This is a genomic window from Streptomyces sp. NPDC048392, assembly GCF_043200575.1.
Taxonomy (GTDB): domain Bacteria; phylum Actinomycetota; class Actinomycetes; order Streptomycetales; family Streptomycetaceae; genus Streptomyces.
On sequence record NZ_JBICYB010000037.1, the window covers coordinates 45,074 to 58,111 of the forward strand.

Consider the following 13,038-nt stretch of genomic DNA (forward strand, 5'->3'; position numbering starts at 1 on the left):
GTCGTCCCTGCTCGGCGGCGGCGTACTCGCGCAGCGCCGCCCAACCAGAACTAGAGCGCACACACCCGCACCAGAGTTCACCTAGGGCCACAGGAGAGATCATGGAAAACCTGCACCAGCAAACCACCCGCTCGGACCACTGGGCCCCGTACTACGACGTGGACACCCGTAACTCGGACCCGACCGCCGCGGCTTCCGCCCTCTCCGACCTCGCCGGGGACGGCGCAGCCCTGGAGCTCGGCATCGGAACCGGCCGCGTCGCCTTTCCTCTGGCCGAATGGGGTACACCCGTCTTCGGCCTTGACGCCTCCCAGGAGATGATCAGCCGTCTCGAAGAGCACCAAGAGCAAACCCCCGAGGGGCGCTCGCCTGTCCAGGCGCGGATCGGCGACATGGCCCGGTTCGAGCTCGGAACGCACTACCCACTCGTCTACGTCATAGCGAGCGCGCTTTTCCTGCTGACCAAACAAGAGGACCAGGTCAGCTGCTTCCGCAGCGCGGCCAAACACCTAACTCCCCGTGGGGGATTCGTCGTCGAAGCGGCTGTCCCGCACGCCTCGGGCATGGCCTCCGAACGCCAGCAGATGATCGTCCGCGAACTGAGCGAGGAACACCTGAAATGGTCCGCGTTCGTGCACGACCCCGTGCACCAGGTCGTCCGGGCCCAGGACGTACTCGTCGGCCCGGATGGCTGTCATCTTCTGCCGAACGTCATGCGCTACGCCTATCCCGCCGAAATGGACCTGATGGCGCAGCTGGCTGGCCTTCGCCTGGAACGGCGGACCGCCGACTGGGAGGGCTCCCCATTTACCGCGACCAGCACGCACCATGTGTCCGTCTATAGGCACCAGTCAGCCGACAACGACACCTCCCCGCCCACCGGCGCGTCAGCATGACCGTCCCTCGGCGGCTCCAGCACATGTTCGAGGAGCTGATGTAGACCCTCACCTCCCGCCGACAGCTAGGTCAGCACGCTGTCGAGATGCGCCTGCACCGGCTCGAAGAGGCCGTACGGAACGAGTTCCGGGATGTCTGCCAGCGCAACCCACTTCAGCTCGGACAGTTCGTCCTTGTCGGCCACGTAAGCGGTGCCGGAGGTGACCGCGCAGGCGGTGTAGGACATGTTCCTTCCGCTCTTGGGGTGGACCCGTTCGCCGAGGGGCTTGACTGCGATCACGGCCAGTCCGACCTCCTCCTGTGTCTCACGTACGGCCGCCTGCTCGGAAGTCTCCCCGTCTTCGATCTCGCCGGCGGGGAACTGCCATGACAATTGGCCCTCGGAGATCCTGCGCCGCACCATCAGGACGCGGTTCTCGTGGACCACGATCGCAGCGGAGATGCCCGGCCGCTCCGCTGCCGTCTGCTCAGTCATACGTCTTCCTCCAGTGCTTCCAGGATCGGCGGGTAAATGTTGTCGACGGGGATGAAGCGGGTCACTGCGCTCTTGGCTACCCACGTCACGTCCACGTTCTCCACGGCATCGCTGTTCATCGCGTCCCCAGCGAGGTACTCGCACAGGAAGTACACGCAGTGCACGCCAGTCACTGGGTGGAGCCGCTCGCCGAGGCGCTGGCGGATGGTGCAATGCACACCGGTCTCGTCCAGCGTCTCGCGGATGGTCGCTGTCTCAGGTCGGACGCCGGGCTTGATGACGCCCGCGGGAAACTGCCAGGTGATCCCGGAGACGTCCTCGGCGCGGCGGCAGACCAGCAGAACGTCGGCGTCGCGGACGACGACAGCGATGGCGACGCGCAGGGCCTGGGCCTTGGGAAACGTGGCCGCGGCGTCTGCCTGGCCTGTGCCCGCCGTCATCAGCGCGAAGCGTTTACGGACAGCGGCCGGCGCGTCCTCGTGGACGGAGTCGAGGAGCTGTTGCATCTCCGGGCGCGGGATGACGTCGGGGTCGGAGTGCCAGGTGGCGACAGTTCGTGACGAGATGCCCAGACGATTGGCGAAGGACTCGTTGGTCATGCGGAGAGCGGATTGGAGTGTGCAGGCAAGCTGGCCGGTCCAGACATCCACTACTTCCATCGCGGCCCTCACGTATCCGATCGGCAACGTGCATGGTCAATGCGTCTCAACTGCAAGCTAGTTGCACTGCCGCTTCATGGCGGAGGGGAGCGAACACCGGTTGACTCTAAGACGTGCCACCCCAGACCGGTCCCGCCCTCTCGCACAAATGCGCGAGCGATGCAGCCCCCAGGCATGCTAGTTCAGAACCCTTGCGAGATCGGCGAGTTGGAAGATCGAAATCCGGTCTGGAAGTGGCCGAGAGCGCGACCCAGGGCGCGAGTCACGCTTTGACCGCCTCGGGCAGCAGGCCGGTCCGTGCCGGGCCCGGCACGGACCGGCCGCCACTAACCGAACGACGGAGGGACACGATGCAGACCACCGGACGCAGCCGGCCAACGGGGACCTATCCCTCTGGAAGCTGGAGTTGGCGGTGAAGCCGCTCTATCTGTGGGGGCGATTCGACTGGGCTCCTGGCAGGTGCGACGCGCAGGAGACCCACGTCGCGATCATCGGGGAGATCGGAGCCCGGAGCGGCGACGCCGTGATTACCGCGTGCCGCCCGTACGTCTTCCGTCTGGAACAGTCGCACTGGACCGTCACCCAGCGCCGGCACCGCCTCCCGACTCCCTCACGCGAGGCTGCGGCGCCTGCCGCGAGCACCCCCGCTCGGCTTCGCTCCGACGGTGCCCGCGCCCGACCGTCAACCAGGTTCCGGCCGCCCTGCGTTCGATGGGGCATCACTTTTCGGCTTTCGAATGTCCGTATCAGGAGGGTGAGGCGGCACCGTCAGCTGTAGCCCAACTGCCAGGCGCGATCGGCTGATCCGGCGCGGGTAACCTCAATCACTGACGCGCTGAGCGACCGTCATATCACCCGCGTGGCAGATGAAAGGGAACTCATGTCCCATGAGCAGAGCCAGACAGTGGAGCGCACGCTTGTGCTGCTCAAGCCCGACGCCCTCGTTCGCGGCTTCGGCGGGAAGGTCATCACCCGGTTCGAGGAAGCGGCACTGAAGATCGTGGGGGTGAAGATGAAGCAGATGGACGCCGAGTTCACCCGGCGCCACTACTTCGACCTCGAAGAGCGCCTGGGCAAGGAGGTCTACGACTTCACCTCCGCGTTCATGCAGCAGGGGCCGGTCATCGCCCTGGTACTCGAAGGCTTCGACGCAATCGCCACCGTGCGCAAGCTCGTCGGCAGCACGTACCCGAACGAGGCTCCGGCCGGGACGATCCGCGGGGACTTCTCGCACTACGGCAAGGCCGCCAGCGTGGCCTCCGGCAAGGCCGTGGCGAACCTCGTGCACGCCAGCGGCAACAAGGAGGAGGCCGCACAGGAGGTGGAGCTGTGGTTCGACAAGGACGAGCTGCACGACTACCGCACGCTCGCGGAGATCTTCGCCTGCTGAGGCGGACGACGTCACCACGGGGACGTCGAAGCGTTGAGCACCACTGGGGCACACCGTTAACCGAAAGGGCACCATGACCAACCAGACCCGTGTCGCGTCCGTCCAGGAACTGGAGTCGGTTTTCCAGCAGGAGCTGGCGACCGACCGTTGGGCCGCGGCGGAGACGGCCTACGCTCTGGCCGTGCGGCACCGCGACGCCGGCGACTGGGAGAAGTCCCGCGAGTGGGTGAAGCAGACCCTCCAGCTCCTCGAAGGCTTCCCCGCCGAGACCGAGGAGCAGGTGGCCACGCAGCGCACCTCCGTCGGAGGCGTCGACCTGCCGAATTACCTGCACGAAGGCGTCGTGCGCAGCCGCTTCGGCGACCTCGGCTGACGCCCACGCGCCTTGATACGGCGGTGCGGATCACGTCCGCACGCTGACCGCACCGCCGTCGATCACAACCGCATCCCACCCGCCAACCGGACCAGCCAGGCCCACGGCCTGCGCGGGTTCGGGCGGATCACCCATGCCCGAAGAAGGGACAGAGCCGTTGCCCATCGAGATCGAGATGCGCGCCCGTTACGACAAAGGGACCCACGACCGGCTCACCGCCCGCTTGGAGCGCGAAGCCACTGACCTGGGCCGCGACGACAAACTCATCTACTTCTACGTCCTGCCCGACAAGCTGCTCAAGGTCACGGACAACACCGCCGCCGGCTCGGCGAAGATCACCCTCAAGCACAGCAAGATCGGCCAGGGCGCAGCGTTCCCGGAGACCGAGTTCCCCATCGCCCGCGAAGACGTGGCTGCGGCCGTGACCGTCCTCAACGCACTCGGCTTCGAGCCGCACATGCACCAGGCGTACAACCAGCGGCACAACTACCGCTTCCGGGGCGTGGAGATCGCCGTGAAGTGGAGCGAGGCGTGGGGCCACCACGCCGAGTTCGAAGTGCTGCTGGACGACAACGCCAGCGACACGGCCCGCGAGGAGGCCGTTATCCGCGTCACCACCGCAGCTCAGGAGCTGGGTGTGACGCTGATGAGCGAACAGGAGCTGGCCGACTTCACCGCGGCGTTCGAGTCCGCCGAGCAGGCCCGCAAGGACCAGCAGATGCCGTTCGAGGAGATCGAACCGCAGACCTGAGCGATACCCGCCGTTCCGACCCACCGAGGGGGTAGGCCCGATGAGCACCACCCCGCCGGCCGACAGCTTGGTCGAGCTGGCTGCACGCAAGCAGCTTCCGCACCACCAGTTCACCGACCACGCCACCGTGCGATGGATCGAAGCCAACCGGCCGGACTTCCCCGACGCAGTGACTCCGGCGCTTCGGGCCACCTCCCAGCGGCTGGTCTACCGCTCGGCCATTCCCACCGCCTGGATGGCGAACTCCGAGCTCGCCGACTCGCTGCACGGCGTTCGCCACGCCATGCGCACCGCCACCCTGGCCGCGCTTCTCGCAGACGCCGACGACCTGACCGAAGACGACACAGCGACGCTCGTGATGGCCGCAGCCGTCCACGACTGCCGCCGAGTCCACGACAAAGACGACCGCGGACACGGGGCACGCGCCGCGATCTGGTTGACGGGCAACGCCGACATGGTCTGGGCGCACTTCCACACTGCACCCACGCCGCAACGCATCGTCTCGGTCGCGACGGCCGTCCGGCTGCACGACGTGCCGTACGACGTCTTCACCCCGGACGACCTCACCGACTACGCGCGAGCCCGGCACATCACCGATCTGCTCAAGGCCGCCGACGCCCTGGACCGTTACCGCCTCCCGAAGCTCTCCTGGTGGCCGGACCCCACCCGCGTACGGGCCGCCGCGTTCGCTTCCCTGCGCCCCACGGCTTTCGAGCTCGTGGTGGCCTCCGAAGCCGCTCACCTCGCGGGCATCGACAGCGCGGACTCCATACTCAAAGCTCTGGAGCAGCGGGGGTTAATCACCTGATGGACACCCACGACGCATACCACCTGTGGGCCGATGCTCACGCCTTCTACGACACCCCGCTGTTACCCGACACCCGCGACCAGGTAGGGCCCCTCGCCGAGCAGTCCGCCCGGTGGGAATCGCGGCTGGCCGACGAGACCCCCCACGGCGCGCTCCTGCGGACGAACGCCCTCTTCGACACCCTCAACGGGGATGGACCACTGCACCTGTTGCACGTCACCCACGCCCTGGAGGAGATCAGTCAGAACGGCTTTCTCTACCCGTCGGGCGGGTGCCTGGTCGGCAGCATCTACTGCGCACCGCTGACTGTGCACGGCAGTGGGTTCCGGATGCACAACCTCGCCGAGTACGTCCTGAACAAGGAAGCGCCGGCGTTCGTGGCCAAGGGCGGCGGAGGCCGTACGCCGACCCCGCTGATCTTCGAGATCACCCGGCCCCGTCGCGCGTACCGCGGGCTGGCGGGCGTGGACTACCTGCGCTTGGGCGCGATCCACCTCAGCATTTACAGCGACCTGGAATATCTGCTGTCCAACGCCGAGCGGTCCGCGCTGCGCGAGACGATCGTCAGCCGCATCAAGAACAGCACCGCCTTCCTCGCCCTCGCGGCAGCCATCGTCTACGAAGGCGCGGACGTCGCCGCCCCGTCATTCCTTGAACTGCTGGACGAGACGATCCCGCGCTTGCCCATTCTCGGATACCTGTACTTCGAGGCCCTGGCCGAGTACCTGATGCTCCACTCCACCAGTGACCACACCCAGCAGCTCATCGAGCGCGGCGAGTTCAACAACTGGCTCTACAAGGAGATGCTGTTCGCCACCTTCCCCGACATGGCCGGCAGGTTCGACCTCGCGAAGTTCCGCCCTGCGCCCGGCAAGTTCGACGTGCTCCTGGCCAGCGTTGACACCACCGTGGATCCCGTGCACGCCCGCGCCTACCTACGCGACCGGATCAGCTACCTCGTCGCCGCGCGTCTCTTCACCCCCGGCCAGATACCGGAAGGCTGGCGCCACACCCGTTGGGAGTTCGACAGTCTCGCCGCCCAGATGGGGCCGCTGCTCGGCCACCTCATCCACCGGGAGCTGCGGACCTTCGGCCGCTACCCCGACTTTTACTTCTACTTCGACCAGCACAAGGCGCTCCAGGCGTGGAACTACTGGAACCACATGGACATCATCGCGCCCTTCAACGGCACGATGCCCAAGGGGGAGGTCGGCATCAACCCGGCCTACCCCGACCTGGAGTACAGCATCTACCGGGCCGTCCGGGACGAGGCCGGCCGCGTGCACCCCGTCGAGAAGCTGGACCTGACCATCGCGCCCCGGCTCGTGGACATCAAGTACACGCTGATGCGCAACAACAAATGGTCAGTCCCCGAACCCTCACCGAACTGATCCGCCCCGTCAGGAGACGACATGACCGTGCACCCCGCCGCGCCCTCGCTCGACCTCCTCCGCGAGCAGATCGCTGCCCTCCTGCAGGAACCCGCAACCAGCCACGGGCTCTCCCGCACCCTGCGAGCCGCAGCAAAGGAGCTCGAGATCAGCCGCTACCACCAGGCCACCAACCGGGCCTGGCCGAACGGCCGCATCGACACGACGCCCCAGAAGGTACAGATCGGCGGCGGCGCCCACAGGATCGACGGCTTCTTCAACATCGACGCCGTCCCGCCCGCCGACCTCCTGTGGGACATCCGCGAAGGCATCCCTCTGCACGATGCCAGCGTGCAGCTCATGTTCTCCGAGCACTTCCTGGAGCACATCGACTACCCCCGCTCCGTCAAGCACTACGCCCGCGAAGCGCACCGCGTACTCGCGGACGGCGGGCAGCTCGTCACGGGCATACCCGACGCCGCGTTCCTCCTGAAGCACTACCCCGCCAACCCCGAGCTGGCCACCGAGATGGTGGAACGGTGGTACTCCAAGCGGAACTGCCGCGGCGACATCAACACCTTCCTCGATCTGATCAACTACGCCTTCCGCGACCAGGACGACACCCCCAACTACACGCCCCACCTCTGGGCTTACGACGAAAAGAAGCTGATACAGCTATTCACCGAGGCTGGCTTCCGCACTGTAGAACCGTGGGACTTCGACGCCACGATGGCCAATCCGAAGCGACAGTGGGGCAGCGTGTACGTGGTCGCCAAGAAGTAGCCCCAGCACGGGCACCACGAGGGAGCACAGCACCATGAACGAGCCGACCGCGGTACTGCTCAGGCGACGGCCCGGCGATAGATCTGCCGGGAACCGCCTTCCGGCCCTGGACCGATAGCCTCGGCAGGGGCGAAGCCGAGTCGCTCGTAGAAGACACGCGCGCCGCTGGCGAAAGCACCGGGGTGTTCGACCCCGAAAGTGACCACCTCAATGCTGCCCGGGCTCTGCACCCATCTACGCATCGCGTCCGACATCAGTGCACGACCGACGCCCTTCCCCCGTGCCTGCTCCGAGACGACAAGCCAGTGGACGTGGTAGGTGGACGCCTTCGCTCCGAATAGCAGCCCGCCGAGGAGATCCGGCTCCGAGGAAACAGCAACGAGCGCCCTGGACCGACGCATGTGCTTGCGCACAGCGTCATGGAAACCGACATCCTCCACCATCGGTCCGAACCAGTGCTCGACCTGGGCCGCCAGGCCAAGGAAGCCGGGGAAGTCTTCATCTCCCGCGAGTCTGACGATCATCCGAGCAGTCTGACATGAACGAGGTGAACGTTGCCTGATGCGGCACTAGCTCACCTGGACGGACGACTGAACCGGCGCACACGGCCTGGTACAGGCGAAGGGGCCGACCCGCGAACGCATCGCGGGTCGGCCCCGCCTTGTCGTGCTCTCAACCTCGACGGGGGCTAGTGACGGTCGGCGCGGACATCGCCAGGCCGATCATGTCGGTCCACGCTGCGTCGCCCACGTTGTCCTGGAGCTCCTTGGCCACGCGCTCTTCGGCCGTCAGCACGCCGAATTCCACCCGCGTGTCGTACGGCAGGAAGTCGAGCGCCAGACGCCGGCCGACGTAATCGAGGACGGATGTGGCCTGCTTGATCTCGGGGTCATTGGTCAGGCCCGCAGGCTCGAAGCGCATGCTGACGTACTCGCGCACGAACGCCTCCAGCGGGACCTGGTGCCGCAGACCCTGGGTGATGGTCGTACTGAAGCCGTCCATCAGGCCCGCCATAGTCGAGCCCTGCTTAGCCATGGAGATCGTGACCGCGGCAGGACTGCCGTCCGCGGTGCAGGCGACCGTCAGGTAGCCCTTCCCCTCGCCGACCTCGAACGACCGAGTCGTCGACTTCAGGCGCCTCGGGGATCGCGGGAGCACCTGTCTAAGGGGGTGCGCCCCGACCCTCTGAGTACGCGCCATGCCGTCAACGGTTCGGTCCGCCATCGAATGTGTCCTCTGGGTGGTCGAAAAGGGCATAACAGGGCGACGACTACAACCTATGGGCATCCGATGTTCGATGACCACAAGATGTGGGATTCCCACCGTAGAGGTGACGGCCGGTCGGCACCAATTGCGGCACGCCCATCGCCTCCTGTCCCGTCCGGCGGATGAACTGCAAACGCGGCCACTGCTGTGCGGCAAGCGGCCTGGTTCCGGATCAGCTGCCCCGCAGGAGAGAAGGGCGAGCAGGGACAATCACCAGATGAGAGATGCGATCAGGCCATCACCCGTGCCCTGTACGGCAGTTCGGTAGACCTCGTGCTTTCGTGACGTGCTGCAGCGAGATCTAAACTCGGGGCCGACTGCCCGAGTACGACCGTTGGCTGACTGGGGTGCACGCGGCCGTGAGCCGTGATCGCCGGGTGCTGTCTCGCGTCCCGTTCCACCGCATTCAGGAGAGGTGTCCGTGCCCCAGAAGGTCACCAAGGACAAGGTGCTGTGCTACGTCGTGCGCGCTGAAGAGCTGCTGGTGTTTCGGCACACCGACTACAGCTACGAGGAAGTCGGTATTCAGGTCCCGGCCGGCAGCATCCGCGTGGGCGAGACGCCGGAGGCGGCGGCCCTGCGGGAGGCCAGCGAGGAGACCGGCCTAAAGGACTTCAAGATCGTGCGGAAGCTCGGCGAGGCCGAATACGACATCAGCCCGTACCGGTTCGAGATTCATCACCGCCACGTCTTCCACCTGGAGCTGACCGAGACCACACCGGAGCGTTGGGCCAGCCAGGAGGACCACGACGGCGAGAACGAACCCACCCGCTTCGAGTGCTTCTGGATCCCGCTGGAGGCCGCCCACGTTCTGCAGTCCGGCCAGGGTGCCCTGCTGGGACGCCTGTACGACTAATCCCCCATCCGGTCACGGCCCCACCCCAGACCCAGGAGGCAGCCGATGTACCGCACCGCCGAGCAGCACGACCCGATCGAGATCGAACAGATCGAGCTGGTACCCGACCGCCTGAACGAGGGGGATCGATTTGAGCCGCAGCCTGTTCTCCGCAGCAGCGAGCCAGCGGACGAAGAGCCCTTGAGCTCCTCCCGCGCGGCCGTGGCCGCCGGGTCGGCGCCGCATATTCCTCTGGCTGCTTGCCACCGTGACACAAGGGCTCGGCGCGCCGCTGGCCAACAGTGTCAAAGGCTGCCCCCCACGGCCACCCCTCCGAGAAGCGACGCCAGGTGTTCGGCCAGAGCGAGCAGGGTCCGGTCCGAATAGGCCGGTCCCACGAGCTGCACGCCGATCGGGAGGCCATCCACGTTTCGCGCAACAGGTACGACGAGGCTGGGCAGACCGACGTGGCTGGTGAGGTTGGCCCAACCGGTCTGGTCGAAGAAGCTCCGCTCGCCGCCGTCAACCGTGAGAGCGCGGGAGCCAGCCGGGATCGCCGCAGTGGGAGCGGCGGGGGTGATGAGGATATCGTGCTCGCCGGCGGCGAAGAATCGATGCCACGTCTCCCGGAGCCGGAGGCGCTCCTCGTTGGCGCGGAGCCAGACGCGGTGCGTCTGCGTTCGGTGGCGCAGGAAAGTGGCCCGTGGGCTCGCGTCATCCTCGTGCAAATCACACGCCGCCGCGAGCTCGACCGCGCCGGCTTCATCGTCGGTGGCGGCCGTCGAGGTGGCATGGAGGAGCTGCTCGAACAGGCGGAGAGAGTCAGCGAAGCCGACCGGTCCCGCGGTGCGGACGACGTTCGTGTCCACGGAGGCCAGAGCCTGCTCGACGGCGGCGAGAGCATCTGCAGTTTCACGGTCGACGGGGCAGCTCGCGTCCTCGGCCCACACCGCCACGTGGAGCTGGCCGACTGAGCGGCGGGGGGTGGGCAGCTTCACGAGCCAGGGGCTGTTCTCGGCGGGCGACGGTGTTGTCAGCGCGTCAAGAAGCAGGCCGAGGTCTCGGGGGTGGCGGGCCAGGGGGCCGGGGGTGACCATGTCGCTGCTGGTGATCCATCCCGGCGGGCGGGGGATGTGGCCGCGAGCCGGGACAAGTCCGCGCGTGGGGCGCAGGCCGTAGACGCCGCAGTAGTGAGCGGGGAGTCGGAGGGAGCCGGCGAGGTCGCTGCCGAGGTCGGCGGGAGTCAGGTGAGCGGCGACCGCGGCGGCTGGGCCCCCGGAAGAGCCGCCAACGGTGCGCTCAGGATCGTGAGGATTGAGCGTGCGGCCGAACAGGCTGTTGTCGGTGTGCAGGTCCTGGCAGTACGCCGGCGTATTCGTCTTACCCATGATCACGGCCCCTTGGTGGCGGAGCCGGGCGACCGCGTCGGCGTCGCGTACGGGTACGTGATCCGCGAGGGCTTCGGCACCGCTGGTGGTGCGCAGGCCAGCCGTCTCGAAGCTGTCCTTGATCGTGAGGGGAAGGCCGTCGAGGGTGCCGCTGCTCTCGTTGCGGGCGCGGCGTTCGTCTGCTGCTCCCGCGGCGGTCCGGGCCGCGTCGTCGTCGCGGGTGACGACGGCGTTCACGTGGCTCGCGTCGATCCGATCGAGATGGAGGTCAAGTAGCTCGCGGCTCGAGATCTCGCCGCGGTCCAGGGCCTGGAGCTGAACGTGAGCGGGCTGGTGGGTGAGGTCGTTCGTCATGCGGAGACTCGCTCAAGGTGGGGGGCTCGTGCGGGCTGGCGTGGCAGGTGGCGAGCGACATCGAGGAGAGCATCGATGTCGTCCATGGGCCGACTGGTCTGGCGTTCGGAGTCAGCGAACTCCGTGAGCTGGTCGGGCTCCGGGTGGGTGCCTTCGGCCCGGGCAGCGATTCCGGCGAGGATCTGGTCCGCCGTGACGGCGGCCGAAAGATCTTGACCGTGAAGCCCTCGGGCCCGGTGATGGGCTTCGCTGGCCTCGCGGACCGCAGCATCGAGATACCGACGGATCACGAACCGGCCGTCCCGGATCTCGACTGCTCGGCGGTAGAGCCGGATCGAGATGCGGCGAAAGCGACGCCGCTGGGCCCGGTCGACTCGGTCAATCGGCAGCTCGATCTCGGGCGCTTCGCTGTAGAACGCCAGCCAGAGAGGACGCAGGCCGTAGTAGCAGCGGTACTGCTTGATCCGGTACTGGACGCTCTGGGCCTGGTCGCTGATGGTGGGCACGAGCCAGCCGATGAGCGTGAGCATGGCGCCGACATCGCCGCAGGTCCAGGCGAAGCCTTCCCAGTCGGCGAGGGAGGTGTCGAAGGCGCCGGCGATCACGTTGCCGATGCGGACTGCGCTGTATCCGAGGGTGACGGTGGCGCCGAGGGCGACGATGCGCAGGCCGACGCGGACGGACCCGCGGGTGCTGCGGCGGGCCAGGCGCCAGCAGGCGCGGGCGAGGAACAGTTCTCCGATGGTGTAGGCCGTGATGTACAGGGTGAGGTACGCGGCGTACCAGCCGTCGTGCGCGTAGTACAGCGTGAAGTCGATCGGACGCGGCGCGCTGGGCGTCAGCAGAGCGAACAGCACCAGCAGCCCGGTGATCACAGCGAAGCCAGCCCTGAGCCACCGGCGACTGCGCCGGCGGGCGACTTCGGGCGGAGACCCCCAGTAGGTGAGAACCACCTGCTGACAGGCGAGGAGCGCGACTACGCACCCCTGCGCGAGGGGTACGGAAAGGTTGACGGTGCCGAGCACGCGGTCGAGGTAGTTCCACATCGGTGTGATGGAGAACAGGAACGACAGCCCTGACAGCAGGAAGACGGCGGCCAGCGCGGTGGAGGCGGGATCACGGCGGCGGGTCGGCACGTCCCGCAGGAGGCAGAGGAAGCCGAGCGTGGCGACAACGAGGCTGATCGGATGGAGCCAGTCCTTCACGGCCGGGCCTCCCGTCGGCGCAGGAGCGTGTGCGTGACCCGGTCCTGGACTTCGTCCCCGGAGGACTCGTCGCTGCGCAGCCACCGGTCGATAATCCGGCGCTGGAGCAGCGAGGCGAGAAGCTCGGTATCCCGCTCCTCGTCCTCGTCGTACTTCGTGCGCCCCAACATCATCTCCACGGTGGCCGAACCGACGCTGGTGAAGATCGTCGAGGAGAGCGCGGACGCCGGGCGGTTTTTGTGATGGCCGAGCAGCAGGTGGCTGAACTCGTGGGCGATGATGTGGTCCTGGTGCAGACAGCTGGTCCGCGGGTCGTAGTACACGTAGAAGGCACTCTCCGTGACGGCGCATGCTCCGCACACGGAGGGTGCCTGCTCACGGGGCTCTAGTACTCCAGCTGTAGATCGCGATCTTGCTGGTCGGGGCTGGTCCGGGAACGGGTGCGGCCACCGGTGATCATCGGTGTGTGAAGACAGAAGATCAG

The 13,038-nt window shown here is 67.1% G+C and carries 15 protein-coding genes; 8 read left to right on the plus strand and 7 right to left on the minus strand.

Features of this window, described 5'->3' with window-relative positions; translation table 11 throughout:
• The first annotated feature begins 101 nt into the window (after positions 1 to 101).
• A complete protein-coding gene (locus ACGFYH_RS31750; RefSeq protein WP_393806626.1) occupies positions 102 to 896 on the plus strand; it encodes a methyltransferase domain-containing protein in 795 nt (264 codons plus the stop codon).
• A gap of 65 nt (positions 897 to 961) precedes the next feature.
• On the opposite strand, the gene ACGFYH_RS31755 is transcribed toward ACGFYH_RS31750, so the two are convergent.
• Positions 962 to 1,372 carry an NUDIX hydrolase gene (locus tag ACGFYH_RS31755; RefSeq protein ID WP_267081108.1) on the minus strand — a complete coding sequence of 137 codons (411 nt, stop codon included), beginning with the start codon at positions 1,370 to 1,372 and terminating at the stop codon, positions 962 to 964.
• Positions 1,369 to 2,031: an NUDIX hydrolase gene (locus ACGFYH_RS31760; RefSeq protein WP_097921547.1), complete on the minus strand. Its 663-nt coding sequence runs from the start codon at positions 2,029 to 2,031 to the stop codon at positions 1,369 to 1,371. The genes ACGFYH_RS31755 and ACGFYH_RS31760 overlap by 4 nt, the downstream gene beginning before the upstream one ends.
• Before the next feature lie 880 nt (positions 2,032 to 2,911).
• On the opposite strand from ACGFYH_RS31760, the gene ACGFYH_RS31765 reads away from it, so the two are divergent.
• From ACGFYH_RS31765 to ACGFYH_RS31790, 6 genes are all read left to right on the plus strand, one after another.
• A complete protein-coding gene (locus ACGFYH_RS31765; protein ID WP_393806627.1) occupies positions 2,912 to 3,421 on the plus strand; it encodes a nucleoside-diphosphate kinase in 510 nt (169 codons plus the stop codon).
• A 73-nt stretch (positions 3,422 to 3,494) separates the two neighbouring features.
• A complete protein-coding gene (locus ACGFYH_RS31770) occupies positions 3,495 to 3,794 on the plus strand; it encodes a hypothetical protein (RefSeq protein ID WP_267081105.1) in 300 nt (99 codons plus the stop codon).
• A gap of 157 nt (positions 3,795 to 3,951) precedes the next feature.
• Entirely contained in the window at positions 3,952 to 4,545 is a 594-nt protein-coding gene (locus tag ACGFYH_RS31775) for a CYTH domain-containing protein (protein ID WP_393806628.1), read from the plus strand.
• A 40-nt stretch (positions 4,546 to 4,585) separates the two neighbouring features.
• Positions 4,586 to 5,353: a hypothetical protein gene (locus ACGFYH_RS31780; protein WP_393806629.1), complete on the plus strand. Its 768-nt coding sequence runs from the start codon at positions 4,586 to 4,588 to the stop codon at positions 5,351 to 5,353.
• Complete coding sequence (locus ACGFYH_RS31785) at positions 5,353 to 6,744, plus strand: hypothetical protein (RefSeq protein ID WP_393806630.1); 1,392 nt, start codon at positions 5,353 to 5,355, stop codon at positions 6,742 to 6,744. The genes ACGFYH_RS31780 and ACGFYH_RS31785 overlap by 1 nt, the downstream gene beginning before the upstream one ends.
• Positions 6,745 to 6,765: 21 nt before the next feature.
• The gene (locus tag ACGFYH_RS31790) at positions 6,766 to 7,506 is read left to right on the plus strand and encodes a class I SAM-dependent methyltransferase (protein ID WP_393806631.1); all 741 of its coding nucleotides are present in this window, start codon (positions 6,766 to 6,768) and stop codon (positions 7,504 to 7,506) included.
• Between the two features lie 59 nt (positions 7,507 to 7,565).
• Here the strand turns inward: ACGFYH_RS31790 and ACGFYH_RS31795 are convergent, their stop codons facing one another.
• Both ACGFYH_RS31795 and ACGFYH_RS31800 read right to left on the minus strand, forming a co-directional pair.
• The gene (locus ACGFYH_RS31795) at positions 7,566 to 8,030 is read right to left on the minus strand and encodes a GNAT family N-acetyltransferase (RefSeq protein WP_393806632.1); all 465 of its coding nucleotides are present in this window, start codon (positions 8,028 to 8,030) and stop codon (positions 7,566 to 7,568) included.
• A gap of 148 nt (positions 8,031 to 8,178) precedes the next feature.
• Positions 8,179 to 8,664 (minus strand): ribonucleoside-diphosphate reductase, encoded by a 486-nt coding sequence (locus tag ACGFYH_RS31800; protein WP_393806633.1) that lies wholly within the window; start codon positions 8,662 to 8,664, stop codon positions 8,179 to 8,181.
• A gap of 529 nt (positions 8,665 to 9,193) precedes the next feature.
• Between ACGFYH_RS31800 and ACGFYH_RS31805 the strand changes: the two genes are divergently transcribed.
• Positions 9,194 to 9,628: an NUDIX domain-containing protein gene (locus ACGFYH_RS31805; protein WP_393806634.1), complete on the plus strand. Its 435-nt coding sequence runs from the start codon at positions 9,194 to 9,196 to the stop codon at positions 9,626 to 9,628.
• Positions 9,629 to 9,912: 284 nt separating this feature from the next.
• Here ACGFYH_RS31805 and ACGFYH_RS31810 read toward each other — a convergent pair whose 3' ends face one another.
• The 3 genes from ACGFYH_RS31810 to ACGFYH_RS31820 are packed head-to-tail and all read right to left on the minus strand — an operon-like array spanning position 9,913 to position 12,916.
• Complete coding sequence (locus ACGFYH_RS31810) at positions 9,913 to 11,349, minus strand: amidase family protein (protein WP_393806635.1); 1,437 nt, start codon at positions 11,347 to 11,349, stop codon at positions 9,913 to 9,915.
• Positions 11,346 to 12,554 (minus strand): MAB_1171c family putative transporter, encoded by a 1,209-nt coding sequence (locus tag ACGFYH_RS31815; RefSeq protein WP_393806636.1) that lies wholly within the window; start codon positions 12,552 to 12,554, stop codon positions 11,346 to 11,348. Before ACGFYH_RS31815 ends, ACGFYH_RS31810 begins: the two co-directional genes overlap by 4 nt.
• A complete protein-coding gene (locus tag ACGFYH_RS31820; protein ID WP_393806637.1) occupies positions 12,551 to 12,916 on the minus strand; it encodes a secondary metabolite protein in 366 nt (121 codons plus the stop codon). Before ACGFYH_RS31820 ends, ACGFYH_RS31815 begins: the two co-directional genes overlap by 4 nt.
• Between the last annotated feature and the right edge of the window lie 122 nt (positions 12,917 to 13,038).

What these genes read in the sequence shown, in the direction of transcription:
- ACGFYH_RS31810 (WP_393806635.1), bottom strand. Translation starts at nt 11,349, where the DNA reads ATGACGAACGACCTCACCCACCAGCCCGCTCACGTTCAGCTCCAGGCC.
- ACGFYH_RS31765 (WP_393806627.1), top strand. Translation starts at nt 2,912, where the DNA reads ATGTCCCATGAGCAGAGCCAGACAGTGGAGCGCACGCTTGTGCTGCTC.
- ACGFYH_RS31755 (WP_267081108.1), bottom strand. Translation starts at nt 1,372, where the DNA reads ATGACTGAGCAGACGGCAGCGGAGCGGCCGGGCATCTCCGCTGCGATC.
- ACGFYH_RS31780 (WP_393806629.1), top strand. Translation starts at nt 4,586, where the DNA reads ATGAGCACCACCCCGCCGGCCGACAGCTTGGTCGAGCTGGCTGCACGC.
- ACGFYH_RS31790 (WP_393806631.1), top strand. Translation starts at nt 6,766, where the DNA reads ATGACCGTGCACCCCGCCGCGCCCTCGCTCGACCTCCTCCGCGAGCAG.
- ACGFYH_RS31770 (WP_267081105.1), top strand. Translation starts at nt 3,495, where the DNA reads ATGACCAACCAGACCCGTGTCGCGTCCGTCCAGGAACTGGAGTCGGTT.
- ACGFYH_RS31760 (WP_097921547.1), bottom strand. Translation starts at nt 2,031, where the DNA reads ATGGAAGTAGTGGATGTCTGGACCGGCCAGCTTGCCTGCACACTCCAA.
- ACGFYH_RS31785 (WP_393806630.1), top strand. Translation starts at nt 5,353, where the DNA reads ATGGACACCCACGACGCATACCACCTGTGGGCCGATGCTCACGCCTTC.
- ACGFYH_RS31750 (WP_393806626.1), top strand. Translation starts at nt 102, where the DNA reads ATGGAAAACCTGCACCAGCAAACCACCCGCTCGGACCACTGGGCCCCG.
- ACGFYH_RS31795 (WP_393806632.1), bottom strand. Translation starts at nt 8,030, where the DNA reads ATGATCGTCAGACTCGCGGGAGATGAAGACTTCCCCGGCTTCCTTGGC.